The following is a 22,716-nucleotide window of genomic DNA, read 5'->3' as shown; positions in this document are numbered from 1 at the left end:
GCAAGGCCCGGACAGCGACGTTCCATCCGGGCCTTGCCAGCCGGGTACCCGTGCATCGTGAACGTGCATCACGAAGCGGATGGGCACCCAGGCCCCGGGCCCAGGCTTGCGGACACCAAAAGCGCTCGATCATTATTCTTAGCGCGCTCGGAGGCCGAAGGAACCTCGGAAGCCCCGAGGAACCTAGGCGGTACCGCGCAGCTTGGCCAGCGCTTCGGCCAGGATCGCCTCCCCGTCCTTTTCGTTACGCCGCTCCCGGACGTAGGCGAGGTGGGTCTTGTACGGTTCGGTCTTGGTCGGAGCGGGCGCGTTGTCGCGGTCGCGGCCCGCCGGGAAGCCGCAGTTCGGACAGTCCCAGGTCTCCGGAATCGCGGCGTCCGCGGCGAACGACGGCTTGGTCTCGTGATTGTTGGCGCACCAGAAGGAAATCCGCTGCCGCGGGGCCGTCTCACCGCGTTCGGCCTCCCCCATTGGTCCCGCCCCTACACGACTTCCTCTGATGGCGTTACCACCTGCCACGGTCCGCATACTCCTTTGTCTCGTCCCGCTGATTGACTCCGGATCCGGCCCACCAGCCGCCAGCCGGCCTGACCGAGTGTAAGACGAGAAGGGCCGATCTCGTCGTACCGACCACCGCCGGTCACCCTCACAATCCGCGTTGGTGACCGAGCGCCGTCACCGCTGCCGTCGAAGCGCCCAGGGATCCGCCCTCAATCGCTTTCACCAGTCTGATCCAGACTGATCCAGGAACAGGTCTCCGAGCGCCCGAAAAACCATGATCGTACGCTCTTCGGCCAAGTGCTGATCCACAACCGGCTAGGCGATCCCCAGTGAGACGGCGGTGGGATCGGCGTCGTCGAGTGACGGCACCCGCAGAAAACCGCGGACGTTGGCGCTGTGAAAACGCGGCGTGACGGTAGCCGCCAGTGGAATGATAGCGGCATCGGTGAGCAGCTCCCGCTCCAGGTCACCCCACCGGGTGGGGAGCACGACCGGGTCACGCTCCCCGAGGGCGTCATGCAGTAACTGGATGATCCGCTCGTTGCGGTATCCGCCGTCGGCCGGCCGGGGGCCGGACCATTCCGGTTCCAGCAGGGGCTGGAACACGCTGCGCCCGGCGTTGCCGAACCACTGCGGCGTCACCCGGGTGAGGGCGAGGTCCCAGCTCACCGCGCTCAAGGGGACCGCGATACGCGGGTAGTCCGCCACGGCCACCGCGTTGACCTGCAACGTCACCCCCGCGCGGGCGAAGGCGTCCCGCAGTGCCGACGCCACAGCGGCGTCCGCGGCGGAATCCGTGGTGAGCAGGACCACGGTGGTCAGAGGACCACCGGAGGCGTTCAGCGTCCCCTCCCGGCAGCGCGCCGGATCCCCGGTCAATCCCAGTGCCGGGAACGGATCCCGCGGCTGGAAACCGGCCATGGGAGCCTGCAGCAGCTGTGCGGTGGTGGTGGCCACGGTGGGCCCGCCCAACGCCGCGGCTGCGCTGGCACGATCCACGCAGTACGTCAGCGCCTGCCGGACTGCGCTGCTGCGCAGCACCGCGGACGCAGGGCCGTGCAGACCAACGGTGAGCAACACGGTGGAACCGGGGCCGTCCGTGGACAGCCTGCCGTCCACCCGGGCGTCCAGCGCCGCCACGTCGGCGGCGGGGACGGTGCTGTCGAGGGCCATGTCGGCCCGGCCGGCGTCGATCTCGGTCTGGGCCGCGGTCGCGTCGACGCCGGTGCGCACCGTAACATGATCGGCAAGTGCCGGACGGATGCCGTCGGACGAGGCGATCCACGCCGGATTGCGCGACAGCCGGAAGGTTTCGCCGCTCACCGTGTCCCCGAAATGGTATGGCCCGTCGGAAATCAGATGCTCGAAGTAGTCAGGCGAATTCGGAGCGTAGGCGAGAGCCTCCAGTGGCACCGGTGAAGCCGCCGGTGTGGCCAGCACGTCGGTGAAGTCCCCGGCCGGGGCGAGCAGGTGGAACTCGATGGAGTCGTCGCCGACGACCTGGACACCGTCGATGTTGCGACGTTCGATGAAGTCACGCACCCCCTCGACCGGAGTCTTCGCCAGCTCGTCGCAGTAGGCGGCGAAACCCGTCACCGTCGCGGAGAAGTAACCGCGCATGGGTGAGGGGTTCGGCGGTGTGCACAACCGCTTGATGCCGCGAGCGACGTCGGTCGCGGTGACCCGCCTGACCCCGGGGGTGTCCCACCGTGCGGACGGACGCAGAGTGACGGTGTGGACTTTCCCGTCCTCGCTGACCGCCGGCGGCCCGACGGCCAGGTCCGGTTGGGGTGCGGTGGTGAAGACCGGGTCGGGGCTGGCCCGGTAGGAGTAGAGCTGGCGCGAGACCAGCCGCAGCAGCATCCGCGAACCGGCATCCGCCGCCCAGCCTGGGTCGCCACTGGGCATCGCCGTGGTGAGCAGGCGCAGGGTGCCGCCTGGCTTGTCCGTCGGGTCGGTGGTGACCGTGGGGGTGATCGAGGTCACCGGTACGGGTGTCGGCCTCCCACCAGCGCAGGCAGCGACCGCGACAAGAACAACCAGGCAGATGAGCGAGGCCGATATCCGGGTGTGCCCGCGGCTGCTCACCCCTTAAGAAGGAGGCCAAGACCGATGATGCAGGTGAGCCAGATCAGCCCGATGGTGATCGTCAGTCGGTCGAGGTTCTTCTCCACCACCGAAGAGCCCCCAAGCGAGGACGAGACGCCGCCGCCGAACAGTGTGGACAGCCCGCCTCCCTTGGCCCTGTGCAACAGGATGAGCAGCATCAGAAGCACACTCGTGATGATCAGGACAACCGACAGCCCAACAGTCATCTCCGGACCCGCTCCCGCACCGTCATCCAGTGATCTCGTAAACCTGCCGGCCCTGCCGCATCGTTTCGCGGCACGGCAGGAACCCCGACGCGAGGAACCATCATCGCGCCTCCTTCGACATACCCATAACCCAAGAGCCTCCGGCGGCGCGACGAACCATGATCGCTCCTCTTTCGGCTGGCCGGCTGACTGACGACACTGGCTGACTGACAATCGTGCCAAGGTACCGCACGGCGATCCCGCGGCCGGCACAGCACACCACCGCCAGATCATGCCCGTCCGCACTGCGGCCCCTCGCCGGGGCCTGAGGGGACGACCTACGGTACGACACCGAGCGAGGCGAAGTCCGTCATCATGTACCCGGGCGAGTAATGGATGTTGGTAAGCCGGCTGCTGTAGACGTTGAGCGCCCGGTCGTAGAGCAGCGGGATGTAGGCGGCAGACCCCACGACCGCCCGGTCCGTCTCCGTCCAGACGCTCGCCGCATCCTCGCCGTCAGCCGTCCGGATGCCCTGGTCCAGGTGCTGGTCGACCGCGGACAGATCCAGTTCGGCGATGTTGGTGTTGTGCCGCGGCTGGATCGCGCTCCCGGCGGCGAGAGGGGCGAGGAAGGCGTACGGCGTCGGTCGGGTACCCGCCCCGGCGGCCAGGGCGAGACCGTACTTCATGCTGTGGACGCGCTCCGGACTGTCCAGCGCCGCAGCGTATCCGGCGTCGTCGAGCTTCTCGACGGTGACCGTGATACCGACCCGGGCAAGCGAGGTGCGGACCGCTTCGGCCTGGGCGAGGGAAAGCGGGTCCGAGCGTGTGGCGAGCGTGGTCGCGAAGCCGTTCGGTTGACCGCAGGTGTTCAGTTCCGCCCTGGCCCTGGCGATGTTCCCGGTGCTGCCGGGACTCGGGAAGAGATCGAACCAGGAGAAGAACCGCACCGGTGGGGTGAGCATCGTGGATGCGATGTCGCCCCCGAGGAGGGGACCACCGCGCGCGGTCTGTTGCGCCTTCTTGTCCAGTGCCCAGACCACGGCGTTACGGCAGGCGACGTTGTCCAACGGTGTGACCTTGGTGAGCACGGCCAGGTAGCGCAGCCCGCCGGTCGCTTCACTGGTGGTCCGGGCCGCGCGCAGGCCGGGATTCGCGCTGATCCGGGCGGCGGCTTCGGCTCCCACCCCGCTCTGGTCGGCGGAGACGTCGGCCTGGTCGGTCAGGATGCGGCTGTCGACGTCGGTCGCGGCGAGCCCCGTCCGCTCCACGATGCGGTCGGGGTGGGCGGGCCGGTTCGGGTCGGTCCGCGGATTCCACTGCGGGTTACGCACAAGGGTGAGGGACTCGCCCGGACGGTAGTTCTCAATCTTGTACGGTCCGGAGGCCACCGGCCGGGCTCCGTACCCGGTGCCGGTGTCGTGCGCCCGGGGCACGGGCGTGGAGACCGGGGAGGCCATGACGAGGTTCCAGTCCGCGAACGGCCGGTTCAGCCGGAACGTGATGGTCCGGTCGTCCGGCGTCGTCACCGAGGCCAGACCGAGGCGGTCAGGTGTCGGATCGCTGTAGGGACCCCGGTAGGGGTTGTTCTCGTCCTGCAGGAGCTCCACCACCTCACCGGAACCGCCACTGATCACGTCCGTGGCGAAGGCCCGCTCGATCCCGTACTTGACGTCCCTGGACGTGATCGGGACGCCGTCCTCGAAGGTCAGCCCCTCCCGGATCGTGTACGTCCAGGTACGCAGGTCCTTCGAGGACGGGACATCGGTGGCGAGGTCACCGGCCAGCTTGACGACGCCGGGGCTGGGGGCGTAGGTCACCAGCTGCCGGGAGATCCACCGCTGTTGGTTCCAGCAACGGGTGGACGAGGTGCGCTGGGGATCCCAGGAATCGCAGTCGGTGGTGGCCAGCACCCGCAGCGTCCCGCCGTCCCGTGGCGAGACGGCGATGACACGGTTACCGATCGCCGCGGGCGGACCCGACGGGTCGGATGGGGTCTGCTGCCCTCCTCCCCCACCTGTGCAGGCCGCGAGGAGGAGTCCGAGGACGGCTGTGACGGTTCCGACCCGGATGATCGGGCAACAGCGTGGCATGGTCCTGCCGACCACTTGGGTGAGCCCCTTCCCGGCGGGGCCGCACCCCACCACCGCCAGCCACCCAAGCACACTCCGAGCAGGCCGCGTCCGGCGGATGTTCTTCGCACCGCCGACGACCCGGAGAATCAACGGTTGAAGGCGGTACAAAAATGATCTTCATACCGTCGGCGGCCCGGAGAATCATCGCCGGGATCACGGGCCACGCCTGCCGGCACGGCCCGTGATCCTGTGATCCCGTCAGCTCGGCGGGGCACTACGGACGATCACCGCGAACTCCGCCGCGTCCAGGCTCGCTCCACCGACGAGTCCGCCGTCGACGTCGGGCTGTGTGAACAGCTCCGGCGCGCTGGACCCCTTCACCGAACCGCCGTAGAGGACGCGGATGACCGCGGCGGCCGCCGCACCGAAGTGCTCGGCAAGCCGGTTACGGATCGCGGCGCACATGTCCTGGGCGTCCTGGGCGGAGGCGGTCCGCCCGGTACCGATCGCCCACACCGGCTCGTAGGCGACGACCAGCGTGCGGGCCTGCTCCGCGGTGATCCCGTCGAGCGAGCCGTCAAGCTGGTCCAGGACATAGGTGACGTGGTTGCCCGCCACCCGCACCGGCTCGGGCTCGCCCACGCACAGGATCGGGGTGATCCCGTGGGCGTAGGCGGCCCGTGCCTTGGCCGCCACGAGGGCGTCGTCCTCGTGATGGTCCGCACGCCGCTCGGAATGGCCGACCACCACATAGCCGCATCCCAGCCGGGCGAGCATCGAGCCACTGATGTCACCGGTGTGAGCCCCGGAGCTGTGCGGGGAGAGGTCCTGAGCGCCGTAACCGATCGCGAGCTTGTCCCCGTCGACAAGGGTCTGGACGCTGCGCAGGTCGGTGAACGGGGGCAGGACGACGACCTCGGCGTTGTCGAGTTCGACCGGCTTGAGGTCGAAGGCGATCTTCTGGACCAGCGCGATCGCCTCAAGATGGTTGAGGTTCATCTTCCAGTTGCCCGCGACCAGGGTGCGCCGGCCCGTACCCCGAGACTTCTTCTTGTCGTTCTTGTCGTTGGCCATCATGCCTCCAGGGCGGCGAGGCCGGGCAGGACTTTGCCCTCCAGGTATTCGAGGCTGGCACCGCCACCGGTGGAGATGTGGGTGAACGCCTCCTCGGCGATGCCGAGGGTGCGCACGGCCGCGGCCGAGTCACCACCGCCGACGACGGTCAGACCGTCAAGTCCGGCGATCGTCTCGGCCACCCCGCGGGTGCCGGCCGCGAACGGCGGGAGCTCGAACACACCCATCGGGCCGTTCCAAAAAACGGTGCGGGCGCCGCGCAGTCTGTCGGCGAACAGGGCCACCGACGCAGGCCCTATGTCGAGGCCCTTCCGGCCGTCGGGGATGGCATCGGCCGCCACCACAGCGGTGGGCGCGTCGGCGGAAACCTCGTCGGCCACCACCACGTCGGTGGGCAGCACGATCCGATCACCACCCTCACCGAGCAGGTCCTTACAGGTGTTGATCATGCTTGCTTCCAGCAGCGACCCGCCGACACCGTGCCCCTGGGCGGCCAGGAAGGTGAAGCACATCCCGCCGCCCACCAGCAGAGCGTCGACCTTGGGCAGCAGCGCCCGGATCACCCCGAGCTTGTCGCTGACCTTCGACCCGCCGAGAACGACGACGTAGGGACGGGCCGCGGAACCCGCGAGGGTCCGCAGCACCTCCAGCTCCCTGAGCACGAGCTGCCCGGCCGCGTGCGGCAGCCGCTCGGGCACGTCCACGACGCTGGCGTGCGCACGGTGGACGGCACCGAAGGCGTCACCGACGTAGTACTCGGCCAGCCCGGCGAGCTGGTCGGCGAACGCGGCCCGCACGGCCGCGTCCTTGCTGGTCTCCCCCGGATGGAACCGGAGGTTGTCCAGGAGCGCAACCTCACCGTCGCCCAGCCCGGCGACGATTTTCTGAGCCTGCGCCCCGGCGACGTCGCCGGTACCGTCACCGGCGAACGCGACCGGCCGCCCGAGCAGCTGCGCGAGCCTCCCGGCGACCGGGGCGAGTGAGTACGCCGGGTCGGGTGCACCCTTGGGTCGTCCCAGATGGGAACAGACGACCACCCGGGCGCCCCGGTCCAGCAACGCCCGGACGGTGGGCACGCTTGCGCGTACCCGTCCGTCGTCGATGATCCGGGGTGTGTCGCCGGAACGGTCCAGCGGAACGTTCAGGTCGCTGCGGACGACAACCCGCCGCCCGCCAACCTGTAGATCGTCAATGGTCGTCACGCCGTTACTCCGAAGTCCTAACCGGCCAAAGGCAACGCGATCATGATGTTCTTCGCGTCGCCGGAGGCCATCAAAGGTCCTACAGGCGAGGTTCTACAGCCGCCCGCCGACAAGGGCGGTGAGGTCCACCAGACGGTTGGAATAACCCCACTCGTTGTCGTACCAGCCGATGACCTTCACCTGGTTGCCGCTGGCCATGGTGAGCAGCGAGTCGAACGTGCAGGACGCAGCCGTCCCCACGATGTCGGAGGAGACGATCGGGTCCTCGGTGTAGACGAGGATGCCCTTGAGCGCGCCCTCGGCGGCGGCCCGGTACGCGGCGTTGACCTCCTCGATCGTGACCTCACGCTTGAGCGTGGCGACCAAGTCGGTCACCGACCCGTCGAGGACGGGAACGCGCATCGCCAGTCCGTCCAGTTTGCCCTTGAGCTGCGGCAGTACCAGGGACGTCGCCTTGGCCGCACCGGTCGTCGTCGGGATGATGTTCTGTGCGGCGGCGCGGGCACGGCGCAGGTCCGAGTGCGGGAAGTCGAGGATGACCTGGTCGTTGGTGTAGGCGTGCACGGTCGTCATCAGGCCGCGCTCGATACCGAAGGCGTCATCGAGGACCTTGGCCAGCGGCGCCACGCAGTTGGTCGTGCAGGAGGCGTTCGACAGGATCGTGTGCTGCGCCGGGTCGTACACGTCGTCGTTCACGCCGATGACGACGGTGAGGTCTTCGCCCTTGGCCGGAGCGGAAATGATCACTTTCTTCGCGCCCGCCTGGATGTGCTTGCGAGCGTCCTCGGCCTTGGTGAACCGGCCGGTGGACTCGACAACCACCTCGACCCCGAGGTCTCCCCAGGGCAGGGCTGCCGGGTCGCGCTCGGAGACCACCTTGATGAAGCCGTCACCGACTTTGATCCCACCGTCACCGAGACTCACCGGCTCCGACAACGTGCCCAACGTCGTATCGTACTTGAGTAGATGCGCAAGTGTCTTGTTGTCGGTAAGGTCGTTCACTGCAACGATCTCTATGTCGTTACGCTTACTAGCCTGAAGCGCCCGCCAGAAGTTGCGGCCGATACGGCCGAAGCCGTTGACACCTACTCGCGTAACCACGTCAGAGAACTCCTCTATCGTCGATGCATTCCGTTGTCGCAGTAAGCCTAAACGACTTTGGGCGTCACCGGCCGGCATCCTCACAGATCAACGCCCAGCGTGTCCAGAACTACCCACTCGACTCTTTTTCCAATTCTGGTAGACTGCGGGATGATTTGACCCTATCGGGCGGACGACGGTCGCAGTTCCGCGCCGTCGAGATCGCCTTCTACGCTGCGTGACTGTTTTCGTTAATCTCCAATAATCGTCCGCGATCCGCGCGAGGGCGAACCCGCGGACGACCAGGCGCAACCGTCGGCGCACCGACGACGCGCGGACGGCATGACATGCAACGCAACGCAACGCAGACAACCATATCCGCACCGTATCGGCCATCCGTACCGGCTTACCCGCACCGGCCACCCGCATCGACCACGCCCGCTGACATCGGTCCACCCGGCTGGGCCCGGCACATCCGCGGCGTAACCATCCGATCGCTGATCCGGCCGGAGGGCCTACCGCGGCGTAACCCGCCGCCCTGGATCCGCGCGGACGGCCGTAATCCCCGGCAACACCAACAATCCTCGACGACGCTCGCAGTTGTAACACCCGTCACACGGATACTCACCGCACAGCAATACCCCTTCCGTGGCGGACGCCACACCGCAATACCCGCTCCTGCGGCAAGCGATCCCTCCTGCGGCAAGCGCCCACCGCGTCCACCCGCCACCACCGGCCGCCGCCACGCCGCCACACCGCCACTGTCGTCCCGCCGCCACTGTCGTCCCGCCGGCCGGGCTCCCTGGAAGCACACCACCCCCGGGAACGCGCAGATCTTGAGCGGCGCCGTGCATACCGGGCAGCGACGTTATGCGTACCCGAGTAGTGACACCTCGCATACCGGGCAGCGACGTCATGCATACCCGAGTAGCGGACAGCCCGACCGCAACACGAACCCACTGTTCGTTGGGCCACTATTAGGTGGCCATCGTTCTCTGGTTGCGAAAATCGGGTCCGGTATTCCGCTGGGGACGGAAGTCCTGCCCGGCGAATACCGTCCCGGCCGGATTTCGCCGCGTAATAGGGAAAGCCGACGATTCACCACGAGGTCTCTTATGACCGGGCCGGAATGATATGCACGGTGTCGGGGCCGGAGCGCAATACGGCCGGACGTTCGCGCCGGCCGGGAGTTCGGATACCGTCGGGATTCGAGCAGAGCCGCTCACCGGGCGCCCGTCGGTCCGTCGAACTAATACGCCGGGATACCGATCGGCCGCCGGCCGGAGTTCGACGGGGACGGATACCGGATAATTGGGAGTGGACGCGGGCGCCGGACGCGCCCTAAGCTCCGAAACAGTTCAGCAACCGACCGACCTTCCAAAGAGGCGGAAAGACGCTGGATGTTGGTTGTTCTTCACACTCCAAGTTGGTTTCCGGTGGCGCGCGATACTGCCCCTTTTTCGCGTCGCCGGGGACTTCCGGGGGGACCATAAGCTCCTCGGTGGCCGGCTGACCGTGCCCCGGCCACCGAGGTCAAACTGGTACCGGCGATCCCCGCCTCCGTCCCCACTCACCCCACCGGGGTGGGGACCGCCGGTACCGTCCCGCGGGTGCGGCGGCACGAGTTACGGCGACAGCCCCCGGTCGTGACGACTTGTGCCGCCGCACCTTTACAGTGCGCCAGCTGCCACTACCGACACCACTGCGGAAGGGCGAGGCCCGGTGGTGTCCGGAAGAACGGGATACGGCCGTGACGATGCACCAGACGACGCACCACGAAATGAGCCGGTCGACGCTGCCGGTGCGGGTTCATCTGTTGTTGTGCTCCGATGACAGAATTCTTCTCACCACCGGTGACGAGACGTCGCCGGCACAGTGGCGGTTGCCGTCCGGAAACCTCGAGGGGCAGGCCGCGAGCGACGCCGCGGTCCGCATAGCGTGCGAACAGGCGGCGTTGGTGACCACAGCCGAGGATGTCTGGCTGGAACACGTGGCACATCACTGGGTGGACGAGAAGGAACAACTGGGTTTGTTCTTCCATGTCACGCGCACACATGGCCCTGTCACCCCTGGTGCCCCCCGCCGGTCGCGCAGGCTGGCGTGGCATCCTCTGGGCGCCTTGCCCGAACGGTTCGCCTGGCCCGATCAGGACGTTGTCAACCGCTGGGCAAGAGGCGAGTTCTTTTCGCATGGCGGCTGGACGGCCCGTCGAACCACGACGACCCTCCTGCCTACCGGTGTTTTCCAGGCGGCCTCGACCAGACCGCCGTCAGCTCCCGCTGCCAGTTCTCGATCGTGAACGGCGAGCGGACGAAGTGCCGCAACGCCGCTCGCCGATCATCGAGCAGCGGCGGAACAGCGGTCAGCGCCCGAGCGGTGTCAGCCCATATCTCGTCCGTGGCGGACAACGGCAACAACGTGATCCCCGGCAGCAGCCGGGCGATCTCCCCGACCCCGGGCAGATCCGTGGCCAGCACCGGAGTGGCAACCGCACATGCCTCGAGCACGACGCTCGGCAGGCCCTCGTAGTACGAGGTGAGCAGTAGCAGCGACGCGGCGACCAGCAGCCGGGGGACGTCGTCGCGCTCGCCGAGCATCTCAACACGATCACGCACACCACCCGCGGACGCCCTGGCGAGCAGTTCCGCGGTCTCCGCCGTGTCCTGGCCTCCGATGATCTGCAGACGCGCGTCCACCCCCCGCGCGCACAACGCAACGAGCACATCTATCGCGCGGACCCGGTTCTTGTTCGCCTCCGGCCGTCCGATGTGGACCATGACGACCGGGGTGTCAGCCCCCTCGGGAGCGCTCTCCAGCGCACGCCGCCGGGCCGCGATGGCGACGCCGAACGGCTCGACCTCCAGCCCGTTGTAGATCACCCGGCAACGCGGGTCGGCCCGCCACTCCGGGCGCCACAGCTCGCGCATGACCGCCTCGCACACGGCCAGGAGATCGGTCGCGTTCGCGTCGAGCGCCGCCCGTCCCACCGTGCGCCGCAGAAGCCCACCGATGCTCTGCCCACGCCGGTTGACACTGTCACCAAACTGCCCGTTTCTGCTATAAAATTGACTGTTTCTGCCACCAGACCAGTCGGCGCCATCACCGAACCAGCTGGAAGCGTTACCAAGCTGTCCGGCACTGTCACCAGGCCAGTCGGCGCTGTTGCGGAAATGCGCGACACGGCGCGGCACACCGGCCATCCGGGCGATACCGAACACGAGCCCGGTGGAATTCGACGCGTACGCATGGACGACCTGCGGACGCAGGCGGCGAAGCAGCAGGTAGAAGGCGAGCGGGAAGGCCGGGCCGAGCCGGCAGTAGTACACCTCGCCGCCGAGGGAACGGATCTCGTCGTCGAGGGCGCCCCGCCGGCCGCTGAGCGAGCAGAACACCAGCCGGAACTCGTTCGGATCGAGCCGGCGCATCAATTCGACGGTGCGCAGCTCTGCACCACCCCGGTTCATCTCCCGGACAAGGTGCATCACCGTCTGCGGCTGCCTGCCGGAGGACCTGGACCGCCCGAGGTGTTCAGTCCCGATTTCCGGCCGTCCGGGATCACCGACCCGGCTCGCCGCGGGCAGGTTGACAAGGGGGTCCACAGAGGACAGACCGGTCGTCATGGCTGCCGCACCGCCTCACCCGCGACAGACCCGCCTACGGCGGACCAGACCACACGGACAGTGACCGTCGGGGATCTGTCTGCCCCGGCCACCTCGGTCGGACCATCCGCCTTGCCCACTGCTGCCTCCCGTCCCATGTCCGCCCCAGCCACCTCGGTAGGACCGCCCACTCTGGTAGGACCGCCAGCTCCGATGCTGCTGTCCGGTAGCCACTGCAACCGTGCATCCGTCGTGACGACGACCCGCATGCCGCCTCCCTGCTCTCCCGCTGGCCTCCGGGTGCGCGAAACACGCGAAACAACCGCGATCGCGCGCCCTTCGGCCAAGCGGTCCCCTTCGGGGTCTCCCACCTCGGGTCCCTAGCCTCGGAGCGGACCGGCGGCACGCACACCCACATTCATGTCCACAGGAAACTTAACCTACAGGAGTCGACATACTACCTTTGGTCACGGCCAAGAATGGGCTTCAATGGAGCACATATCAACGGGATCCCAAGAATGTAGCAACGCTCTGACTCTCCGAAGCCGCCCTACCGCTCAGTCGCCAGACAGATGACAGATGAAGGTTGGCTCTTGGGTACGGTCCGTACCGCGGGATCATCCCGTTCACCCGCTGGCCGACGCCTGCCCACCGGTACCGCAGGCAAGATCCGACCGCACCTGCGCGACCCGCTGATGGGAAATACCGAGCAATTCGGCGACGTCACGCACCGACAGCGAGTCAGATAGCCGCCGCAACCGCCCGTCTCAGAAGGGTGGCGGGCCGAGGTCCGGGACGGTACCCATCCCGGTACCGCCCGAGTCTGGAGCGTGGCTGCCGGCCCCGCCCCCCGGGCCGTCCGTCCCCGCTCCCGGTCCCGCTGCTGGTTTTCCCGGTCCCGTTGCCGACAGAAAGATGATCATCGATGCTTCCTCGCGGCGGCCCGGGGACCCGGCTTCCAGCAGCGCGAGAACCGCGCCGCTGTAGGCCCTGCAGACTGGGTGCAACCTGCCGGCTGATCCGGACCCGGCCCCGGCCCCGGGCACCACCACGACGGCAGCCGACACCGATACGGCAGATGCGGATGCGGCGGCAGTGGATGCGGATACGGATGCGGTGGGTGCGGATACGGTTGTGGGTGGGGGATGGTCGAGGTTCTCCCAGAATTCGGGCACGCTCCGGTACACCCGGCCGGTCGGGCCGGTCCAGGCCGTCACCCCGTCCGCGGCTCGTGTCACTCCCCATCCGCCCTCATGTTTGGCCCGATGGTGCCGCCGGCAGACCGTGAGCAGGTTCCCTTCCGTCGTCTGCCCGCCGGCGGTGTAGGGCCGGACATGGTCCAGGTCACAGAACCGGGCGGGTTTCCGACAGCCCGGAAACCGACACGTCCGATCCCGGGCATGGACCAGCCTGGCCAGCCCCGGGGCGGGAAACCGCCGGCCCACGTCCACGACCCGGGAATCCTCCGACGATGCGGCGCGGCGGGCGAGGGTGTCGAGGCGCTGGTAGGCGGCCTGGGCGTCGGCGGCGGGCAGCAGCGCCCACAGTTCGGCCATCCCGTCCTCGACCGGTCGCACCCGCACTTGCCGGTCCCGGCGGGCCTGCACCTGCCGGCGGCGGGCGCCGTCGGGGTCAGCGGCGAGCACGGCGCGGCGCAACGCCTGCCGGAACAGGCTGTGGCTGGCCCGCCCGCCGCGGGCGAGCACCTTCGCCTCCACGGCGGCGGCCTGCTCGTCGGAGAGCGCGGCGGTGGCCTCGACCGTCGCCCGCAGACGGCCCAGGTCGATATCACCGGTGTCCAGGGCCGCCAGGGTGGCGGGTAGGCGGCTGACCGCGGTCACGGCCAGCTCCAGCTGAACGGCGGCGGCGGCCGGGGACAGGTGCAGCTCGGCGGCGATCTCCTCGGCGGCGAAACCCGCCCCGACCGGACGGTCCGACCCCGGACACCCGTCCGGGGTCGGACCGTCCGCAGCTGGTAGGGGGTGCCGGAGCGCAGCGAACCGGGCCTGCGCACGGATCATCAGCGCCTCCCACCCGGCGATGTGCCGGCGGACCGCGGCCATCACCGTCAGACAACCGTCCGCATCGCGCTCCCCAAGCGGAAGCAAGCCGGCAGACACACCGCAAGCCCCCACACCGGCAGCGGCAGCGGCAGCGGCCGGAACACCTGCCACAGCGGCAGCGGCCGGAACAGCCGCCACACCGGCAGCAGTCGGAGCAGCCGCGGTGCTGGCACCACCGGCACCGCCCTCGGCGGTGCCAGCGCTGGTGGCGGGCACGGGGGTGCTGCCGACGGGCCGCGCGGATGGGCGGGTGCCGGCGGCCGGGTCGGAGACGCCCACCTCGGGTTCGAACATGTGTACGATTCTAGTCGCTTATCCGGATATTTCCACCGTCGACGACGACCATTCTCCCCACCCTCACACATGCGCGCTCCGGGTCGAGGGCAACCGGTATCTGCAGAGCAATTCCCCCGGCCGCCGTGCACACGATGACGACGCAGCCCGCGAAGGGCGACCCGCCAAGTAATTCCCCACAACCACCGCGCATACGTCCGATCCGGATGCCTCTGATCCAGGTATCCGAAACCAAATAAGGGACGTCGCTATGACCGTTCGACCCCGCCCAGGATGGGATGGCCCTGCCTTCGTACAACGCGAAAGAACCCGCAAAGATCATCATTTCAAGACGGCTCTTCCAAGCCCGCGGGCCCGCTACCGGGTGGTGAAGGCACCGCCGTTGACGTGGATGGTCTGACCGGTGATGTGCCGGGCGCCCGGACCGGCGAGGAAGTACGCCGTCTCCGCGATGTCCTCCGGCGTCCCCGGTCGCTTGTCGTGCGTCTCCTGGATGAGCGAGTGATGGCGTTCGTCGGTCATCCGGCCGCGGAAGAAGTTGGTGCCGGCGATGTAGCCGGCGGAGATGACGTTGCTGGTGATGCCATGGGCGCCGAGCTCGGCGGACAGCGAGGCGTTCCACGCGGCCAGGGCAGCCTTGGCCGCGCCGTAGGATCCACCGCGGCGTTCCGCCCCGATTGAACCGATGCTGATCACCGAGCCACCGGGGGTGAGCCTGTCCCGGATCGCGGCGGTGGTCAGGACCGCGCTGAGCAGATTCTGGGCCAGGGCAGCCTGCCACCCGGCGACCAGCGTCTCCAGACACGACCCGTCGCCGGACGGCGCCTCGGCCAGACCACCCGCTGCGTTGACGAGGACGTCGAGCGCCTCACCGAGTCGGGTACCCAGCGCCGCGACCTGCCCGGGATCGGTCGCATCGCAGACAACACCGTGTACGCCCAGTTCCTTGGCGGTTCGCTCGACGGTGTCGGCGTGGCGGCCGGTGACGAAGACCTCGGCCTCGTCGGCGGCGAACCTCGCGGCGATGGCCCGGCCGATGCCGCTGGTGCTTCCGGTGACGAGCACGGTGCGGGTCAAGAATCCTCCTACCCATCTAGTGTGTTTAGGCCTAAACATAGCCGACGCCAACAGAGGATCACACCATGAGTGACGCCGTAGCCGCTGCAGGAGGTCCCACACCCTCCTATCCCGCCGCGGAGATCGCGGCAGCCTGGCAGCGGGAACGGCCGGGCACCCCGACCGAGTCGATCGAGATCGTGACGCCCATCCGGCGGTTGGCGAAGCTCTTCGCGGACGACCGTGGCCGGGTTCTGCGCGCAGCGGGGATCGACGCGGCCACCCTCGACCTGCTGGCGGTCATCCGCCGCTCCGGGCCGCCCTATACCCTCAGCACCCGCGACATCGCACAGCGGACGCTCGTGACCGCCGGTGCGATCTCACAGCGCGTCGGACGGGCCGAACGGCACGGACTCGTCCGGAGATCATCAGGAGCAACCGGCCGTCGGAGCGTCCTGGTGTCGTTGACGGCCGAAGGCCACGCGCTCGTCGAACGGTCCGTCGACATGGTCCTCGGCCGTGAGGCCACGCTCGTCACCTGCCTGTCGGAGCCCGAACGCTCTACACTCATCGGGCTGCTGGAGAAATTGATCATCGATGTCGAACGACGCACGGCGCCAGCTTTGCTGCCGTAGCGTGCGCCACGTGCGCCACGTGCGCCACGTGCGCCACGTGCGCCACGTGCGCCACGTGCGCCACGTGCGCCACGTGCGTCCGGATCCTCGAAACCGCCAGTCCACCCGGACAGCGGCCCACAGGCCGGGGCCTGCCGGACCTCCCAGATCGGCTTCCGGAAGCCCGGATCCGACAGGAAGCCCGAGCGTGAGCAAAGCATGATCGCGCCGCCTTTGGCTCGCTGACGTCGAGGCTCCCGGGTTCGTGTTGACGTCCATGTGATGGCATGCCGGTACCGGCGGATCCTGTTACTCGACATCCTGCTCATGGATGCTGGTGCGCCCGCAAGGCCGCCTGCGGCCGTTGCGGGCACACCAGTACTCTCCTGGGCGCACCAGTACCGTCCCGCGGGCGTCCACCATATGGTGCATCCAGGCTCACACTCAGATCGCTCATGCACAGGCCCTTGTCACCCACCGGGAGATCGACGATGACTGCTGCGGAACCGGCTCCCGCTCACGGCCCCGTCCATGTGACGACTACCGAGCACGTCGCGCATCTGGTAATCGATCATGGTGCGGGCAACGCCGTCGACCTCGAACTGGCCACCGCCCTTGTCAACTCCGCGGAGCAGGTGCGGGAGCTTGTCGCCAAGGGAACGTGCACTGTCGTGGTCGTCCAGTCGGAGGGGCCGAACTTCTGCGTGGGCGGGGATCTGCGCACGTTCGCCGCCGCCGGTGACGACGTCGGGATCCACGTTGCCAAACTGGCGAACACTGTTCACAGCGCGTTGCGGATCTTCGCGGGGCTGCCGGCACCGGTCGTCGTGGCGGTACGCGGCGCCGTGGCGGGCATAGGCATCGGCCTCGCTCTGGCCGGTGACATCCTGGTCGCCGGCCAGAGCGCCTCGTTCACTCTCGCCTACTCCGCGGTCGGGCTCTCCCCTGACGGCGGCGCAAGCTGGCTGCTCCCCCGCGTCGTCGGTCCCCGTCGCGCAGCCGAGTTCGCACTGACCAAGCGCTCCCTTTCAGCCGCCGAGGCACTCGGCTGGGGGCTTGTCACCCAGGTCGTCGAGGACAGCCGGCTCGACGACGCGGTCGGGGCGGTCGTGCAGCAGCTGACAGCTGTTCCACCGGGCGCGCTGGCCCGGACGAAGAAGCTGCTCGCGGAAGCGGAGCAGCACTCGTTCGAGGAGCACCTCGACCTGGAGGCGACCGCGATCGCGGAGTCGGCGGCGGACCCACAGTCACGGACACTGGTCGCGGCCTTCATCAGCGCTCGGCGCTCCCGGGCACGGTAGGCACTGTTTCCTCGATCAGATTCAGCTTCCCGGATCAGGTTCAGCCCGGTCCGCATCCATCATGTGACCATTACGCCCGCACGCGCCACCCACCGGGGGCCGCCCACCAGGCCGCTCCCGGCCACCCCACCCGCAGCCTGGCCGCCGCCGCACGGCCGCCGTACCTGTCCATCACGGTCGGTTCAGAGCAGTTCGACCTCGGCATGAAAGGCGCACGCCGCGTCGTGGCGTCCCGACCTCTGTGTCGGCAACCAGCAGCGGGTGTCGAGCACGGCGCGAGCGGTGCGTTCCACCAGCTCCCGGGAGAACGCATCGTGATCGACAAGGACGATCACGAGATCGGCGGCGGCGATCTCCTCCGCGTCCGCCTCGACCAGGGCAACCCCCGGTGGCAGGCATGACTCGTCGACATGAGGGTCCGCGGCCCGTACGTCCGCGCCGAGCCCGGCGAGCAGAGCGGCGACCCGCACCGCCGAGGACTCCCGGGCGTCACCGGTGTTCTTCTTGTAGGCCAGCCCCAGCAGCAGGATGCGGCTGCCGTTCACCGCGCTGCGCCTGCGGTTGAGTATCTCCAGGACCCGGCGCACGACATGGTCGGGCATGTGGTCGTTGACGTCGTTGGCGAGTTCGACGAAACGGAAGCTGCGCCCGAGGCTGCGCCGTACCCGCCACGACAGGTAGGAGGGGTCGATGGGCAGGCAGTGCCCGCCGACCCCGGGGCCGGGGGTGAACCGCAGGAAGCCGAACGGCTTGGTGGATGCCGCTTCGATCGCCTCCCACACGTCAACACCGAGCTCATGGGCGAACATCGCCAGCTCGTTCACCAGAGCGATGTTGACATGGCGGAAGGTGTTCTCCAGCAGCTTGGTCAGCTCCGCGGTGCGGACCGAGGCCACCGGCACAGTCGTCTCGACGATCGAGCCGTAGAAGGCCCGCACGGCTTGCAGGGACTGCTCGTCGATGCCGGAGACCACCTTCGGGGTGTTGACCAGGTTCCAGCTCTGGTTGCCGGGATCTATCCGCTCGGGCGAGTAGCCGAGGAAGAACGAGTCCCCGGCCACGAGCCCTGAGGTCTCCTCCAGCAGCGGCCCGAACAGCTCGTCGGTGGTGCCGGGATAGGTCGTGGACTCCAGTATCACCGTCGCCCCTGGCCGCAGCCGCGGCCCGAGGCTGCGCCCGGAGCTCTCGATGTAGGAAAGATCCGGGATGCCTTCACGCAGCGGGGTCGGGACGGTCACCACCGCAACGTCGAATCCGAACGCGTCCTGGTAGCTCGATGACGCCTGGTAACGGCCGCTACTGATCGCGGCGGCGACGACCGTGTCCGGGATGTCCTCCACGTAGGACTCGCCGCTGGTAAGCCGTTTGACCCGTCCCTCGTCCACCTCGATCCCGACCACGGACCAGCCGACTTCGACGGCCCGCATCGCCAGGGGCAGACCCACATAGCCCTGGCCGACCACGACGAGCTTTCCGTAAATATTCATAAGCAGAGCGTGACATACTGAACCAACACCAAAGCGGAAGCATGCTACGTGTCGCGCCACAAGCTCAAGACCATGAACAGACAACACCTGACAGCCAACAGACAACCAACCAGCGCGAACGGCACCACAAGGCCACGGGCAGCCCCACGACACCGGCAGCCGTCACAGCGCCGGAGCCATCACGACCCCAACAGCAATGTCGGACGCGACACGACGAACACCGACCCACACTAGTAGTAGTGTTTCTGCTACCGAATGTAACTCTCTCGATCTTCGACAAGAGCCGGCCCCAGACAGCCGAAGGCAGCGCGGCCATGCTCCTTCCGCGCCGCCGGAGGCCCAGGCCCCGGACCACCAAGAGGCGGCGGACGACGTGGTGCTTTCGGCAGCCATCGCACTTCTGATCACTGCGATCACGACACCGGTCGTGATCGCAGTGATGCGGCGTCTCGCCGTCGTGGACACCGTGACCGAGCGATCGTCACACTTGGTACCCACCTACCGGGGTGGCGGGGTGGCCATCGCCCTCGGCCTGTTCGCGGGAATGCTGGTACCCATCGTCAACCCGGACGTGGACGCCCCCGCCGACCTGTTCACCGTGGTTGTGGCGGCGTCGTTGTTCGGTCTGCTCGGCCTCGCCGAGGACACCCATGGCGTGGCCGCCCTTCGTCGACTCGGCCTGCAGATGGTGGCGGCAGCCGTGACGATTGCCGCCTGGGTCGTCGTCGCACAGCCTGATCTGCCGGTCGCCACCATCCCCCTGGCCGCCTGCGCGGCGCTGGTGTGGATCGCCGGCTTCACCAATGCCTTCAACTTCATGGACGGCATCAACGGCATCTCGTCAGCCCAGACTCTGCTGACCGGCGTGGCCTTCGCCATCATCGGGCACCGTAGCGGCCTTGACTTCCTCACCTACGGCGGAGCCATGGCAGCCGGGGTCGCACTCGGCTTCGGCCCCTACAACTTCCCGCGAGCAAGGATATTTCTCGGTGACGTAGGCAGCTACGCCCTTGGCGCGCTGATCGCCGTCCTGGCGCTGCTGGCCGTCGGGCACGGTGTGCGACCCGACGCCGTTGTCGCCCCGTTGCTGGTCTACCTCGCGGACACCTCCTGTACGCTGCTGCGGCGGGTAAGGTCCGGCCAGGTCTGGTATGCGCCGCACCGCGGCCACGTATACCAGCTACTCACGGTCGCAGGATGGTCGCATACCCGCGCAACGCTCGTGGTCTCCTCGGTCACCGTGGCAACCACCAGCCTCGGACTGGTGATCTACAGTGCCGACGTGGCGGTACGGGTGGCGGCCGACATCGTCGCCATCCTGCTCGTCCGGGGTTATCTCCTCCTCCCCCGGCACGTCGCCCGCGGGCAGCAACAGCCCCGGGCCGGTGCGACCGCACCCGGCCGGCACCGGGCCGCGAAGGTTGGCGGACGAAACGAACCGCTGCACAACACCCCCGCGGTGTGAGGGCCCTGCACGGTGATGGCACCCACCCACACACCCCATGAACATGCGGTCGGCGGCGCTGCCCCACCGTGGCACATACTGATCGTGTGTACGGGGAATCTGTGTCGATCACCGATGGCCCAGTACCTAGCCGCCGCGTTGTTACAGGCCGGTCTGGGCACCGCCACATCCGGAATGATCGTTACCAGCGCCGGAACCCGCGCACGTGACGGCACACCCATGCATCCCCACGCCGCATCCGTACTGGCCGGTCGCGGTCTTGACCCACGGGGTTTCGCAACACGCCGCCTGGACGCCAGGCTGATCGGCAGCGCCGACCTGGTGCTGTGCGCGGAGCGCGAACACCGCGCAACCGTCGTGACGGCCGCACCAAAAGTCGTCAGCCGCACCTTCACACTGCGAGAATTCGCCCGGGTGACCGCCGGAATCAAGCCCGTTGACATCAGTCCGGACAGCGCCCGCCTGGACGAGGCCCGCCCGAGCAACGCCCACCTGAGCAACAGCCACCCGGACGAAGCCCTCGTGAACGGCACCCCCGCGAGCGGGGTTCCGGTCTCCCGGGACAGAGTCCGGATGTGCTGCGAGGCTCTTGTCGCCCGTGCACTGGCACGCCGCGGTCTTCATCCACCCGCAGACCCCGCCGATGCCGACATCCCCGACCCGATCGGATCGCCGGTCGAGGCGTTCCGGCTGTGCGCCGAACAGATCAGCGACGCGTTGGCCCAGCCGCTGGAGCTGCTGGCTCGTGCCGTGAACATTACCGGCTAGACGACGACAGCGACGACGGTGGCTGCGACAGCGGTGGCTGCGACAGCGGTGGCTGCGACAGCGGTGCCGGCACCGGCACCGGCCGGGACGGACGGGTACGCCGGGCCCACTGCCGCAGCCAGGGAAGAACCTGCTCACCGACCATGGGAGGCGAGACGAAGTAGCCCTGTGCCTCGTCACATCCCCAGCCCGCCAGCAGCGCCCATGACCTGTCCGTCTCGACACCCTCAGCGACCATCCGCAGGTGCAGGGTGTGCGCCAGAGCGACCGTCGATCGGACGATCTCCCCGGCCGCAGGGTTGCGCTCGATGTCCCGCAGAAAGGCCCGGTCGAGCTTGATCTCGTCCGCGGGAAGATCCCGCAGGTAGGCCAGGGAGCAGTAGCCACTGCCGTAGTCGTCGAGGCTGACCCGCACGCCGAGCGCACGCAGCCGGGCGAGGGTGTGCTGCGCGCTTTCCCGCTGCGTCATCAGGGAATCCTCAGTGATCTCCACACAGAGCGCGGACGGGGGGACGCCCGCCCCGCCGAGCGCGTCATGAACACCGTGGACGAAGTCGGGGTCGACGATCACGGGTGCGGGCACGTTCACCGACACCGACAGCTTCGCCCCGGCCGCGTGCCAGCGCGCGCAGTCCGCGAGCGCGGTCGTGAGGACCTGTCCGGTCAGCTTGGGCATCAGACCGGCGGCCTGCATGTCGGGGAGGAAGGTGTCGGGCGGGCGGATTCCCTCGACCGGATGCCGCCAGCGCACCAACGCCTCCATCCCGGTGATACGTCCTGTGCGCAGGTTAGCCTTGGGCTGGTAGTGCGGTTCGATCTGCCCGCTCTGCAGGCACGTGCGCAGCTCGGCGCGCAGCCGTAGCCGGGCCGGGCTGATCCGGCCGCAGCTCGTGTCATACACGCGGTGGCCGGCGAGTGACTTCTTCGCCTCCCCCAGGGCAGAGGTGGCGTTGCGCAGGAGTTCGAACACGTCCCGACCGTGATCGGGAGCGATCGCGATGCCGATGCTCGCCTCGACCGGCACCGGCATGCCGGCCAGCATGACCGGTTCCCGGAGGGCGTCACGGACGCTGACCGCCTCGGCTTGCACTCGCTCGGTGCCCGCGCTGCGCAGCAGTACCGCGAACTCGTCCCCGCCGATCCTTGCGACGATGTCGCCGGAGCGTCCGCTCGCGCGGACCCGCTGACCCACCTTGACCAGCAGACGATCGCCCTGCTCGTGACCGAGACTGCTGTTGATCTCGCTGAAACGGTCGATGTCGATCAGCATCAACGCGCCGGCGACATGGCCGGAGCGCTCCGGCTCTCCCTGGCCTCGGCCCCGTCCCTGACCCTGGCGTCGCGCCGGGCGGCCGTCGGAGTGTTCCCCGAGCAACCGCGCGGCCTGACCGAGAAATCCGTGACGGTTGGCAAGGCCCGTCAGCTCGTCGGTGTCCGCGAACTCGTCGCCGACGCGTTTTCCCCGTAGCCGGCACAGCAACAGCATGGTCGCCGCGATCACAATCAGGATCAGCAGACACGCCAGGCCGGTGAGCCACCGACCGAACCCCCCGTGCAAGGTCGTCCAAACCGCCAATGCCGTCGAGGCTGCCGTCCAGACGACCAGCGTGGCCGCGACAGCCCACGGGCAAACCGGAAGCATCGGTGTGGCGCGTCCGGTCGTCCGGTCGGTCGGGCGACCGATCAGGCGACCGATCGGGTCCGCGACCGGGCGAACCGACCGGTGGGACAGGCGATCCCGCAGCGCGTATCCGTCCGGGCTCCGGTGTCGGGCCCGACGCTCGGGCGCGAACAACGTCACCATTGCGCTGATGGTCTGGTAACGGGATCCCGGCCGGTGCGG

Annotated in this window: 17 protein-coding genes; 5 read left to right on the top strand and 12 right to left on the bottom strand. The window is 68.4% G+C overall.

The window, feature by feature from the left end; translation table 11 throughout:
* Positions 1-183 precede the first annotated feature (183 nt).
* The 7 genes from CV1CTNOD_RS08110 to gap form a co-directional block, all read right to left on the bottom strand.
* Positions 184-519: an RNA polymerase-binding protein RbpA gene (locus CV1CTNOD_RS08110; protein ID WP_131766216.1), complete on the bottom strand. Its 336-nt coding sequence runs from the start codon at positions 517-519 to the stop codon at positions 184-186.
* A 297-nt stretch (positions 520-816) separates the two neighbouring features.
* Entirely contained in the window at positions 817-2,589 is a 1,773-nt protein-coding gene (locus tag CV1CTNOD_RS08105) for an ABC transporter substrate-binding protein (protein ID WP_242606486.1), read from the bottom strand.
* A complete protein-coding gene (gene secG / locus CV1CTNOD_RS08100; protein ID WP_131785532.1) occupies positions 2,586-2,816 on the bottom strand; it encodes a preprotein translocase subunit SecG in 231 nt (76 codons plus the stop codon). The genes CV1CTNOD_RS08105 and secG overlap by 4 nt, the downstream gene beginning before the upstream one ends.
* A 317-nt stretch (positions 2,817-3,133) precedes the next feature.
* Entirely contained in the window at positions 3,134-4,960 is a 1,827-nt protein-coding gene (locus CV1CTNOD_RS08095; protein WP_242606485.1) for an ABC transporter substrate-binding protein, read from the bottom strand.
* Between the two features lie 168 nt (positions 4,961-5,128).
* On the bottom strand, positions 5,129-5,944 hold the full coding sequence (tpiA, locus tag CV1CTNOD_RS08090) for a triose-phosphate isomerase (RefSeq protein ID WP_131785530.1): 816 nt from the start codon (positions 5,942-5,944) through the stop codon (positions 5,129-5,131).
* Entirely contained in the window at positions 5,944-7,146 is a 1,203-nt protein-coding gene (locus tag CV1CTNOD_RS08085; RefSeq protein WP_131785529.1) for a phosphoglycerate kinase, read from the bottom strand. The genes tpiA and CV1CTNOD_RS08085 overlap by 1 nt, the downstream gene beginning before the upstream one ends.
* 93 nt (positions 7,147-7,239) lie before the next feature.
* Positions 7,240-8,247 carry a type I glyceraldehyde-3-phosphate dehydrogenase gene (gene gap / locus CV1CTNOD_RS08080; protein ID WP_131785528.1) on the bottom strand — a complete coding sequence of 336 codons (1,008 nt, stop codon included), beginning with the start codon at positions 8,245-8,247 and terminating at the stop codon, positions 7,240-7,242.
* A 1,735-nt stretch (positions 8,248-9,982) separates the two neighbouring features.
* Here gap and CV1CTNOD_RS28165 point away from each other — a divergent pair.
* On the top strand, positions 9,983-10,525 hold the full coding sequence (locus CV1CTNOD_RS28165; protein ID WP_431607089.1) for an NUDIX domain-containing protein: 543 nt from the start codon (positions 9,983-9,985) through the stop codon (positions 10,523-10,525).
* On the opposite strand, the gene CV1CTNOD_RS08070 is transcribed toward CV1CTNOD_RS28165, so the two are convergent.
* The 3 genes from CV1CTNOD_RS08070 to CV1CTNOD_RS08060 form a co-directional block, all read right to left on the bottom strand.
* Entirely contained in the window at positions 10,458-11,846 is a 1,389-nt protein-coding gene (locus tag CV1CTNOD_RS08070; protein WP_131785526.1) for a glycosyltransferase, read from the bottom strand. The two genes, CV1CTNOD_RS28165 and CV1CTNOD_RS08070, sit on opposite strands and share 68 nt — an antisense overlap.
* 746 nt (positions 11,847-12,592) lie before the next feature.
* A complete protein-coding gene (locus tag CV1CTNOD_RS25505; protein ID WP_131785525.1) occupies positions 12,593-14,182 on the bottom strand; it encodes an HNH endonuclease signature motif containing protein in 1,590 nt (529 codons plus the stop codon).
* Positions 14,183-14,539: 357 nt separating this feature from the next.
* Positions 14,540-15,259 carry an SDR family NAD(P)-dependent oxidoreductase gene (locus CV1CTNOD_RS08060; protein WP_131785524.1) on the bottom strand — a complete coding sequence of 240 codons (720 nt, stop codon included), beginning with the start codon at positions 15,257-15,259 and terminating at the stop codon, positions 14,540-14,542.
* Between the two features lie 65 nt (positions 15,260-15,324).
* On the opposite strand from CV1CTNOD_RS08060, the gene CV1CTNOD_RS08055 reads away from it, so the two are divergent.
* A complete protein-coding gene (locus CV1CTNOD_RS08055; protein ID WP_131785523.1) occupies positions 15,325-15,873 on the top strand; it encodes a MarR family winged helix-turn-helix transcriptional regulator in 549 nt (182 codons plus the stop codon).
* 470 nt (positions 15,874-16,343) lie between these two features.
* Positions 16,344-17,153: an enoyl-CoA hydratase/isomerase family protein gene (locus tag CV1CTNOD_RS08045; RefSeq protein ID WP_165485380.1), complete on the top strand. Its 810-nt coding sequence runs from the start codon at positions 16,344-16,346 to the stop codon at positions 17,151-17,153.
* Positions 17,154-17,335: 182 nt separating this feature from the next.
* On the opposite strand, the gene CV1CTNOD_RS08040 is transcribed toward CV1CTNOD_RS08045, so the two are convergent.
* The gene (locus CV1CTNOD_RS08040) at positions 17,336-18,640 is read right to left on the bottom strand and encodes a nucleotide sugar dehydrogenase (protein WP_131785521.1); all 1,305 of its coding nucleotides are present in this window, start codon (positions 18,638-18,640) and stop codon (positions 17,336-17,338) included.
* A gap of 373 nt (positions 18,641-19,013) precedes the next feature.
* Here CV1CTNOD_RS08040 and CV1CTNOD_RS08035 point away from each other — a divergent pair, with 373 nt between their 5' ends.
* Together CV1CTNOD_RS08035 and CV1CTNOD_RS08030 are read left to right on the top strand one after the other, a co-directional pair.
* Positions 19,014-20,105, top strand: a complete 1,092-nt coding sequence (locus tag CV1CTNOD_RS08035) for an MraY family glycosyltransferase (RefSeq protein ID WP_242606483.1) — start codon at positions 19,014-19,016, stop codon at positions 20,103-20,105.
* Between the two features lie 15 nt (positions 20,106-20,120).
* On the top strand, positions 20,121-20,873 hold the full coding sequence (locus CV1CTNOD_RS08030; RefSeq protein WP_131785544.1) for a protein tyrosine phosphatase: 753 nt from the start codon (positions 20,121-20,123) through the stop codon (positions 20,871-20,873).
* On the opposite strand, the gene CV1CTNOD_RS08025 is transcribed toward CV1CTNOD_RS08030, so the two are convergent.
* A complete protein-coding gene (locus tag CV1CTNOD_RS08025) occupies positions 20,863-22,674 on the bottom strand; it encodes a putative bifunctional diguanylate cyclase/phosphodiesterase (protein ID WP_242606481.1) in 1,812 nt (603 codons plus the stop codon). The genes CV1CTNOD_RS08030 and CV1CTNOD_RS08025 overlap by 11 nt on opposite strands.
* Between the last annotated feature and the right edge of the window lie 42 nt (positions 22,675-22,716).

Origin of the sequence: Protofrankia symbiont of Coriaria ruscifolia, assembly GCF_900634745.1 — a bacterium.
Classification (GTDB): Bacteria; Actinomycetota; Actinomycetes; order Frankiales; family Frankiaceae; genus Protofrankia; species Protofrankia californiensis.
Note: the sequence above shows the minus strand (reverse complement) of the source record. Positions and strands in the feature narration are given on the sequence as shown.

Bases quoted from the DNA above. Each gene is read 5' to 3' on its own strand.
- CV1CTNOD_RS28165 (WP_431607089.1), top strand. From the start codon at position 9,983: ATGCACCAGACGACGCACCACGAAATGAGCCGGTCGACGCTGCCGGTG.
- CV1CTNOD_RS08055 (WP_131785523.1), top strand. From the start codon at position 15,325: ATGAGTGACGCCGTAGCCGCTGCAGGAGGTCCCACACCCTCCTATCCC.
- CV1CTNOD_RS08070 (WP_131785526.1), bottom strand. From the start codon at position 11,846: ATGACGACCGGTCTGTCCTCTGTGGACCCCCTTGTCAACCTGCCCGCG.
- CV1CTNOD_RS25505 (WP_131785525.1), bottom strand. From the start codon at position 14,182: ATGTTCGAACCCGAGGTGGGCGTCTCCGACCCGGCCGCCGGCACCCGC.
- CV1CTNOD_RS08045 (WP_165485380.1), top strand. From the start codon at position 16,344: ATGACTGCTGCGGAACCGGCTCCCGCTCACGGCCCCGTCCATGTGACG.
- CV1CTNOD_RS08030 (WP_131785544.1), top strand. From the start codon at position 20,121: ATGGCACCCACCCACACACCCCATGAACATGCGGTCGGCGGCGCTGCC.
- secG (WP_131785532.1), bottom strand. From the start codon at position 2,816: ATGACTGTTGGGCTGTCGGTTGTCCTGATCATCACGAGTGTGCTTCTG.
- CV1CTNOD_RS08040 (WP_131785521.1), bottom strand. From the start codon at position 18,640: ATGAATATTTACGGAAAGCTCGTCGTGGTCGGCCAGGGCTATGTGGGT.
- tpiA (WP_131785530.1), bottom strand. From the start codon at position 5,944: ATGGCCAACGACAAGAACGACAAGAAGAAGTCTCGGGGTACGGGCCGG.